Source organism: Vibrio sp. Y2-5 (genome assembly GCF_014596725.1).
Taxonomy (GTDB): domain Bacteria; phylum Pseudomonadota; class Gammaproteobacteria; order Enterobacterales; family Vibrionaceae; genus Vibrio.
Window position 1 is genome coordinate 147,421 of the sequence record NZ_JACVEG010000009.1, and the last position, 9,153, is coordinate 156,573.

A 9,153-nucleotide genomic window follows, 5' to 3' on the forward strand; every position below is an offset into this window, starting at 1 on the left:
CATCATTTTTTACAGATTAACTGGATATATGTCAGCACTAAATCTCATATTAATTACATAATAACGTGCTTGTCATCACACTATCAGTAAGTTAGTTTACTTGCATAATTCTAACCATCTCAATGAAATCATAATGAAATCAAACACACTCATCTCCGTCAGTTTAATGGCAAGCTTGGGTCTCGCAGCGCCGTCCTTTGCGAAAACCCCAAATAATACACTAGTTGTCGCTCAGTCTTTGGAAGACGTTACTAGCCTTGACCCCGCGCAAGGCTTTGAATTGACTTCTGTACAAAGCTTTAACAACCTTTACCAACGTCTGTTGCAATCTAATCCAAGTGATCCAACCAAGCTTGAACCTACGCTAGCGGAATCATGGACTGCTGAAAAACACAGCCTGACTTTCACTTTAAAAAAAGGTGCAGCTTTTGCCAGCGGTAATCCAGTCCGCCCAGAAGATGTCATCTTCAGTCTGGAACGTGTAGTGAAGTTGAACCTAGCACCTTCTTTTATTCTTACTCAGCTAGGTTGGAACAAAGATAATGTGACTAACCTGATCACTAAAGTTTCAGATAATCAGGTCAAAATTGCATGGGATATGGATGTAGGCCCGCAATTTGTTCTTAGCCTGCTTACTGCTCCTGTGGCATCTATTGTTGATGAGAAGACCGTTTCAGCCCATGAAGAAAATGGCGATTTGGGCCACGCATGGCTGAATATGAATTCGGCAGGTAGTGGCCCATTTAAAATCAAGAAATACCTTCCGCATCAGATATTGATGATGGAAGCGAACACCAGTTCTCCTGCAGGTGCGCCAGGCATGAAATATGTCCTGCTGAAAAACGTACCAGATGCCGCAACACGCCAGCTTCTTCTAGAGCAAGGTGATGCAGATATGGTACGTAACCTAGGCACAGACCAATACTTCTCCCTACAGAGAAAACCGGGCATTAAAACGCTTAATCTGCCGTATGCTTCACTATATTACCTGATGTTCAATGCAGAAAATGCTGACAACCCGGCGATTGGAAAGCCTGAGTTTTGGCAGGCCGCTCGTTATGCTTTTGATTACAAAGGTATCGCGGAAGATCTTATGCATGGGCAATTCGCTGTACAACAAAACTTCCTGCCTGTTGGCTTTAATGGAGCACTGACGGATCAACCTTATTCCTACGATCCTCAGAAAGCGGCTCAAATTCTGAAAGATGCTGGTATTAAAAACCCTCATTTTAAGTTAGCTGTTTCTAATCAGCCACCATATCTGGACATTGCTCAGGCACTGCAGGCAAGCTTTGCCAAAGCGGGAATTGAGGTTGAACTCATCCCTGGTGTAAGCAGCCAAATTGCAACCGATGTGAAAGCTCATAAATATGAGTCAACTCTAACCGCATGGGGCCCGGATTACTTCGACCCTCATACCAATGCGTCTGCTTTTGCATACAATCCGGAAAATGGCAGCAAAACGTTAGCATGGCGTGCAAACTGGCATATTCCAGCGCTGAACAAACAAACATTACAAGCTCGTTCAGAAACAGATGCTGTTAAACGCACTGAGACTTATCAGGCTCTGCAACGCCAAGTCCGTGAATCCTCACCTTTTGTCATTGGTCTTCAGAACAAAAAGCTTGTTGCACTACGTGATGACGTTCAAGGCTACGTGCAAGGTATCACCCCTGAAATGGTCTTCTACAAAAACGTAACTAAATCAGAATAATGACACAATCTATTCCATCATCCGGCGCTCTGCGCCGATTTTGGACAAGCCGCCTTCAACCTTTGATGAGCGGCTTTTTGTCCTTTTTACTTACCCTTTTCGGACTGCTGGTTTTTACCTTCATCCTGTCTCGTGCCGCGCCGATAGATCCGGCATTACAGCTTGTGGGTGATCATGCCAGTGAAGCAACCTATCAACAGGCTCGCCACCAACTCGGACTCGATCAACCATTAGCGATGCAATTTCTAAATTACGTCAGCCAAATGCTGCACGGAGATTTAGGCGTATCCCAAATTACACAGCAACCAGTTGTAAGCGATTTAGCACAAGCATTCCCCGCGACAGTGGAGCTGGCAACTGTTGCTATGATACTGGGTGCATTTTTCGGGATTATTCTTGCTTCATTAGCCGTGTATAAACCTGGCAGCCTTCTCGACCATGTTGCCCGAATGATTTCTTTACTCGGTTATTCTGTTCCGGTGTTCTGGCTCGGCTTACTCGGGTTGCTACTATTCTATGCCACACTGCATTGGTCTGCTGGTCCCGGACGTTTGGATGATATCTACACCTATACGATGGAATACAACAGTGGATTCGTGCTATTTGACGCGATGCGTACTGGTGACCCGGAAATAATGCTCAATGCTATCGGTCACCTGTGGTTACCTGTCTCTGTACTCGCTTTACTCTCTATGGCATCCATTACGCGATTACTACGTGCAGTGATGCTGGAAGAGAGCAACAAAGAATACGTTGTACTTGCACAGGCAAAAGGCGCAACCCGCTTACACATTCTGTTCTCACATATATTTCCAAATGTACTCGGCACCTTAATTACCATTTTGGCACTGTCATATACCAGCTTGCTCGAAGGTGCTGTACTAACAGAAACCGTGTTTGCCTGGCCCGGTCTAGGGCGTTACCTGACCAGTGCCCTATTTGCTTCAGATACTGCAGCAGTATTAGGGGCAACCTTACTGATCGGCACCTGTTTCGTCACACTCAATTCTCTTGCAGATGCACTTACCCGTTGGGTCGATCCGAGGACACGCTAATGACAACAATAAACAAAAAAGTGTGGCCTAAATGGCTTAACACTTTCAACTTAGGCTTCTTTCTCGTTGCTGTATTGGTATTAGTGGCACTTTTTGCCCCGCTACTTACCCATTACGACCCGAACATACAAAATATCGCCCAACGCCTTGCCCCACCAAGTACGGAACATTTGCTTGGTACCGATCGTTTCGGTCGCGACCTATTTGCACGGCTTCTATACGGTGCTCGCCCGACACTTTTACTTGTCTCTCTGGTCATCATCATTACCGTTCCAATTGGTCTGCTTATTGGTATTTGCGCAGGATATTTTGGTGGCTGGACAGAGCGAATACTCATGAGGTTAACCGATATCGTCATGTCGCTTCCTAGTTTGGTCATTGCATTAGCTTTAGTTTCAATTCTTGGTCCAAGCCTGTTGAATGGCGCGTTTGCTCTGGCATTCACCAGTTGGCCATCATTTGCTCGTCAGGCCAGAACTGAAACTTTGGCACTTCGCCGCAGTGACTATCTTGCAGCAGCGAAAATGCAGGGGATTGGTGGCTGGCGTTTAATCATCGGTCATATTTTACCTTTGTGTCTGCCTAGTGCCATTGTTCGTGCCGCTCTAAACCTAGGAGGAATTATCCTTTCAGCCGCCGGTCTTGGCTTTCTGGGAATGGGGATTCAACCACCAGCCGCAGAATGGGGTTCTATGGTTGCCAGCGGAAGCCGAGTGATCTTTGATCAGTGGTGGGTAGCTGCAGTTCCCGGCTTTGCAATCCTGTTCGCGAGCCTGGCATTTAACCTGCTGGGCGATGGTTTACGAGACAAAATGGATCCGCGTCATGCAAAATAATCAAACCTTAATTGACATTGAGAATCTGAATATCTCTCTCGATAACGGTCAGCGTCTGGTGAAAGATCTCAGCTTTCGTATGGGACGTGAACGTGTAGCACTGGTGGGTGAATCCGGTTCGGGGAAATCACTGACAGCACGCACTCTGATGGGGCTGCTGCCCAATGCCTGCATAGCTTCGGCAGATAAGCTTGAGCTGTTAGAGACTCCGATTCTTTCCCTCTCGCAGAGGCAATGGTGCCAATTGCGTGGACAGAAAGTATCCATGGTTCTTCAGGATCCGAAATACGCGCTTAATCCAGCCCGTACCATTGGCATGCAAATAGAAGAGCCTCTCAAACTTCACCAGAAAATGAGTCGTAAAGCTCGTATCGAAAAAGTGGAATACATGCTAAACGCCGTAGGTTTGCCGAACCCGGCAACACTGCGCCAATGGTATCCACACCAATTATCCGGTGGTATGGGACAACGTGTCATGCTGGCAATGGCTTTGATCAACGACCCGGAATTGCTGATTGCTGATGAACCAACGTCCGCGCTGGATCATGCTATGCGTGATCAAGTTCTTGAACTTATTTTTTCACTGGTAGAAGAACGCAATTTGGGGCTTTTACTGATCAGTCACGATTTACAACAGGTTGCTCAGTACAGTGAACGGGTATTAGTTATGTATCAGGGAAAAGTCCTGGATGAACTAAAAGCCAGTGAGCTTTCAAACGCTACCCATCCCTACACTAAAACCTTATGGTCGTGCCAGCCTCACCTTGACAAACGCGGGGTACCTCTTCCTGTTCTTAACCGAGATGCATTGGAGAAACGTTATGACAGCGCTTGAACTCAATAATGTTAGTGTCACACATGTTCAGGGGCATCAGCGTAACACCGTTGTTCATGATGTTAATCTGAAGGTCAATCAGGGTGAATGTTTTGGTTTAGTAGGTCCTTCTGGTTGTGGTAAATCTTCCCTGCTATGGGTACTTGCCGGGCTTAATCCTCACTGGCAAGGTAACATTCATATGCTTAACAGAGATCTCAAACCGGGACAAACCTTTAAAGGTGATTTGCGCCGTGAAGTCCAAATGGTATTTCAGGACCCATACGCTTCATTGCACCCAAAACATCGCCTGCGCCGTACTCTGGCCGAGCCGTTGAAAAGGCTAGGAATCAGGGATATTGATGATCGTATCGAGCAGGGTTTTAAGCAAGTTGGCTTAACCTCCGCCATGATTGATCGTTTCCCTCATCAGCTTTCCGGAGGTCAACGTCAACGAGTTGCCATTGTCCGCGCTTTGTTGCTAGAACCTAAATTGCTGCTGCTGGACGAACCAACATCCGCTCTGGATATGTCAGTTCAGGCAGAAATTCTCAACCTACTGAATGAATTAAAACAACAGCATAAACTGACGATGATTTTGGTGAGTCACGATCCCAACACCATTGATTACATGTGTGATTCTGCTGTTCTGATGAATGCCGGACGTATTGATGAATATCGTCACTATTCATCTGACAGTAACTCGTAAGGACTCAAAATAGAAAATGGCGGATAATTATTACTTACCGCCATTTTTATTAATCTCCAAATAAAATAAATATAGCTTTTCTAAACTTTTCTCCGACATTTTTTCAATTTTGATTACTTTTATAACCAGATATAAAATCACTTTTTTAGACTAGTATTTTCTGGCTTTTTTAACCGGGAAATGAGCACTGAATTTCAATGTAAACTACACCATATTACCAAATCAGTTTGGGGCATTTTCTTGCTAGCCAAGAGCGCGTTGAAACTTTGATGGACAAAACCTTGCTAGAGTTATTACTTAAACTAGCAAATCACAAATTACTACAGGTAATGGAAAAGGCTAACGAGTGTCTACTGACTCGCTAGCTATTCAATCTACTAAGTCCTCAATAACCTTTCCTCTGTTGATAGTTTCGGATAACTTGATTTAGGAAAATGCGCAATAGAATGCTTTTAATAAACTGTTATTCTAAATAGGGATGGGGATGAACGAGCCAGCCCAGAATTGACTGACTCTAAGATGTGCAAAAACCTGCAAGTGATTTTTCAAATTTACATGTATCGAATGACTTGTAGTATGTTAAACCACCTAGTTATGGTCAACATCTCTGATACTGTTCAATTTATACCAAATTATGAGCATGCTTTAGCTTTCAGTTTTGGTTTTCAGAAAGCTTCATGACTGTGTTGGAAACATTTTCAGCACCTTTGTGAATTTCATCCATCACAGTTGAAACTTCAGTTATCTTATTATTACCATATTCAGATATAGTTGAAACTTCAGACATCATGCTCGTTACCTCTGATATTAATCCAAGATTCTCATTTACAATTTTCACTATCTCATCCGCAGATAATGAAGTTCTAGAAGCGAGTTGACGAACTTCGTCTGCTACCACTGCAAAACCTCTTCCGTGCTCACCAGCTCTAGCGGCTTCAATTGCGGCATTTAATGCAAGTAGATTAGTCTGATCAGCAATCCCCTGAATTGTGGTTACCATTTTCTGGATGTTCTGTGAACTGTTGTTGAGTAGGTCAACCTTTTTTACGGTTTGATTGGATTTATCAGATATTTGTCTAGAAACCTCGACTGATTCAGCTAATAATTTAGAGCCTTCTTGAGCTATTTGGGCCGTCTCTACTGATGTCGAATAAGCAACTTCTGAAGCTTCAGCGATTGCTCTGTTACGGTTAACCCTATCTGTGATATCACTTGCGAATTTCACAACTTTTACCACATTGCCAGACTCATCAAATACAGGATTATATGTAGCTTCTAGCCATACACTTGAACCTGTTGAGCTACATCGTTGAAACAGGCCAGATTTTATTTCACCATTCCGTAATTCATTCCAAAAATGTGGATTTTCAGTATAGAAATCATTAAAGCACAGCATATTGTGATGTTGGCTAATGATTTGCTGTTCACTGTAACCCATAACATCTAAGAAATTTCTGTTCGCATGTTGAATGTTGCCTTGAGGATCAAACTCTATGATGGCCAATGACCTATCTAATGCACTGAATAAAGATTCATTTTTTTGGTTTTTGTAGTAAAGGTCTGTTATGTCCGAAGCAATTTTAGTAACCGTATTATACTTGCCTGTGTGATCTTTAACTGGAAAATATGTTGCTTCCAAAATTACCGTTTGGCCTTGCTTAGTAATTCTTTGAAATGTTCCTTCTTTTTTTATACCTTTAGAAAGATCTACCCAAAATGATTTGTATCCGTTTGTTTTGATGTAAGAATCTGGGCATAGCATTCGATGATGTTTTCCTTTGATATCATCAATTGAGTATCCCACTACACTCAAGAAAATCTCATTTGCATCTAAAATAATCCCGTCAATATTGAACTCTATCCACGCCATATTTTTCTTGATCGCATTGAAAACATCATCTGAGTGGTTCAATATCGGTTCTTGAATCTTTTTCTTTCTAAAAAACAACATATACTTCCCCTTAAAACATGCTGAATGCATTCCACATAACAACAATAAAAATAAACATATTATTATACAGCTTGCACATAGTAGAATGCCAAAGTATTTATTTTTGATATAAGTAAAAGTGTAGGCAAGAGGTTCTAACATGGTGTTAATACTTCGAAAAACTGGAGATTAAAAAGCAGAACAGTTCGCTTAAGCCATATGGTATCGTGACAAATCCTTGTATCGCATGCACTATTTGTAGGTCTATTGACTATTCTCAGGCATGTTTCCTTCAGCGAGCTAGGAGGCTTTTCTAATCTGAGACATTAATAAACTCAGTCCTGCTGCGACGATTTCGTGAGTAGTGGTGCCTACTGTTAAATGTGACTTTCTCCAGACTCTACGCTCCACGTCAGTACCTTGTTTCTCGACTTTCCTCTCACCTTCGCCATAAAGTAACATAAATGGATAGGAGCTATGGTGCACCTCTGGATTCAGTCTCAATAGACACCTCAACTTGCTTAGTCCTTCGACTGATACAAGTGTAGTGTGGGCAGATGACAAGCGAAACCGAGAGTCTATAACCCCTCATAATGCTCTAATCAGCATGAGAATTCTTTTTCCTTCAGTTCAGTAGAGATGGCTAACTCGCTGAATCAACGAAATTTAGCCCGCTTGTTCTGCTTACTTTCACTTACTTATGGCTTCTTAATCCATCTACGATATAAGAGAACCACACTTGTTCTGGGCTTTCAGACTATTGACAATTAATTGTTTTTTATGAATTTTTGACATGGAACTACTAGCATTTACTGTAGCCAATTAGACCGATTTTTTTGTTCCAATGAATTACGTAACAAAGGCACGATATTTATAATATGTACCCCTAATTGAACCTTGAATAAGATTACTAGCGATTTCATTTAGATATATGTGCTCTCAAATACCATTAAGATTTTTTAAATTCATATTACAATCTGTTGGTTAAATATAATCACTACGATTCTATAGTATAAAATTCAATTATATAAACTATTCTTTAAAACTATTGCAATACAACCAAATATTTTTTAATCTGTAACTTCACTAATCATTTTTGCAATATATAGTCACTGGCCTTCCTATATTACCATGGCAGTTTTTAGCATACAAAAAGCCATTCGCAGAACAATATTCAAGGTAGCGTCTAGACGTTGTCTTGCTAATCCCTAGGTAAGAGCTTAATGTATCAGCCGTATAACTTACCTTATTGCTTTCATTAAAAACTCTTTTTATTTTTTCTAAAGTTATCTCATTAATACCCTTTGGCAACATTTTATACGACTTATATCTAGAAAATACATTAAAAATTCTATCTATATTGAACTGACTAATATTATCATAAGCATTTATAATACTGTTATATTTTAAATATCGATATAAGGTATCTGTTAACCTTTCAAAAGAGACTGGTTTCAACAGATAATCAAAACAACCAAAATTTATCGCAGTTGTAACCATATCTATTTGACAAGACGAAGTAGTAAAAATAATACTCGGTTTCAATTCACTGTTATCCAGCATTATACCTCGAAGTAAATCCATTCCACTCCCATCAGAAAAATTAAAATCTAAAATTATAAGCTTCGGCTTATATATCCGGATCATCGACCTAGCAATGTTTAAATTAGAAGCAATACCAACTGGTTTGAACCTAGGTGTTTGTCTTAAAAATTGCGCATGAATTTCTGCTGTGCACACATCATTATCTATAATTAGGACATCTATTAACTTCATAATTTATCACCTCTGCAGATTAAATAGTTGAGACATATTTACTTCACCAGAGCTAAGCACTTCTATTTTTTAACCCAATATTGTCATAATTAAAAACATTTAATAGCTATATAACATAACAACCAAATATAATTTTTCATAAATGAATTCGTTGATAAATGTAACGAATAATCTATTCTAAAACGTTTGAAAAGCACACTAACTCGCGGTACGAGTTAACATACAATCCTAATAGCCAGCAACTGGGTTACTGGCTATTAGTTTTATATTAATCAACCAGTCCAGCGGAGCGAAGGGCTGCCGCTATTTCTTCGTGAGC

At 41.1% G+C, this 9,153-nt stretch carries 7 protein-coding genes and 1 pseudogene; 5 read left to right on the forward strand and 3 right to left on the reverse strand.

Annotated elements, in window-relative coordinates:
• Positions 1-133 precede the first annotated feature (133 nt).
• The 5 genes from HUO09_RS18555 to HUO09_RS18575 are packed head-to-tail and all read left to right on the forward strand — an operon-like array spanning position 134 to position 5,128.
• Positions 134-1,714 carry an ABC transporter substrate-binding protein gene (locus tag HUO09_RS18555; protein WP_188234967.1) on the forward strand — a complete coding sequence of 527 codons (1,581 nt, stop codon included), beginning with the start codon at positions 134-136 and terminating at the stop codon, positions 1,712-1,714.
• Positions 1,714-2,769 carry an ABC transporter permease gene (locus HUO09_RS18560; protein ID WP_188234968.1) on the forward strand — a complete coding sequence of 352 codons (1,056 nt, stop codon included), beginning with the start codon at positions 1,714-1,716 and terminating at the stop codon, positions 2,767-2,769. Before HUO09_RS18555 ends, HUO09_RS18560 begins: the two co-directional genes overlap by 1 nt.
• Entirely contained in the window at positions 2,769-3,605 is an 837-nt protein-coding gene (locus HUO09_RS18565) for an ABC transporter permease (protein ID WP_188234969.1), read from the forward strand. Before HUO09_RS18560 ends, HUO09_RS18565 begins: the two co-directional genes overlap by 1 nt.
• The gene (locus tag HUO09_RS18570) at positions 3,595-4,440 is read left to right on the forward strand and encodes an ABC transporter ATP-binding protein (protein ID WP_188234970.1); all 846 of its coding nucleotides are present in this window, start codon (positions 3,595-3,597) and stop codon (positions 4,438-4,440) included. The genes HUO09_RS18565 and HUO09_RS18570 overlap by 11 nt, the downstream gene beginning before the upstream one ends.
• Positions 4,427-5,128 (forward strand): ABC transporter ATP-binding protein, encoded by a 702-nt coding sequence (locus HUO09_RS18575; protein ID WP_167413610.1) that lies wholly within the window; start codon positions 4,427-4,429, stop codon positions 5,126-5,128. The genes HUO09_RS18570 and HUO09_RS18575 overlap by 14 nt, the downstream gene beginning before the upstream one ends.
• A gap of 652 nt (positions 5,129-5,780) precedes the next feature.
• Here HUO09_RS18575 and HUO09_RS22625 read toward each other — a convergent pair.
• The 3 genes and pseudogenes from HUO09_RS22625 to HUO09_RS18585 all read right to left on the reverse strand — a co-directional run bounded on the left by HUO09_RS22625 (position 5,781) and on the right by HUO09_RS18585 (position 8,834).
• The gene (locus HUO09_RS22625) at positions 5,781-6,335 is read right to left on the reverse strand and encodes a methyl-accepting chemotaxis protein (RefSeq protein WP_373563709.1); all 555 of its coding nucleotides are present in this window, start codon (positions 6,333-6,335) and stop codon (positions 5,781-5,783) included.
• Positions 6,318-7,220: pseudogene (locus HUO09_RS22630) on the reverse strand (PAS domain-containing protein); the annotation flags it as partial. The pseudogene HUO09_RS22630 and the gene HUO09_RS22625, both read right to left, overlap by 18 nt.
• A gap of 924 nt (positions 7,221-8,144) precedes the next feature.
• Positions 8,145-8,834 (reverse strand): response regulator, encoded by a 690-nt coding sequence (locus HUO09_RS18585; protein WP_188234971.1) that lies wholly within the window; start codon positions 8,832-8,834, stop codon positions 8,145-8,147.
• Positions 8,835-9,153: the final 319 nt, after the last annotated feature.

Excerpts from the sequence above, each read along its gene's own strand:
- HUO09_RS18570 (WP_188234970.1), top strand. The coding sequence starts at position 3,595 with ATGCAAAATAATCAAACCTTAATTGACATTGAGAATCTGAATATCTCT.
- HUO09_RS18565 (WP_188234969.1), top strand. The coding sequence starts at position 2,769 with ATGACAACAATAAACAAAAAAGTGTGGCCTAAATGGCTTAACACTTTC.
- HUO09_RS18585 (WP_188234971.1), bottom strand. The coding sequence starts at position 8,834 with ATGAAGTTAATAGATGTCCTAATTATAGATAATGATGTGTGCACAGCA.
- HUO09_RS18575 (WP_167413610.1), top strand. The coding sequence starts at position 4,427 with ATGACAGCGCTTGAACTCAATAATGTTAGTGTCACACATGTTCAGGGG.
- HUO09_RS18560 (WP_188234968.1), top strand. The coding sequence starts at position 1,714 with ATGACACAATCTATTCCATCATCCGGCGCTCTGCGCCGATTTTGGACA.
- HUO09_RS18555 (WP_188234967.1), top strand. The coding sequence starts at position 134 with ATGAAATCAAACACACTCATCTCCGTCAGTTTAATGGCAAGCTTGGGT.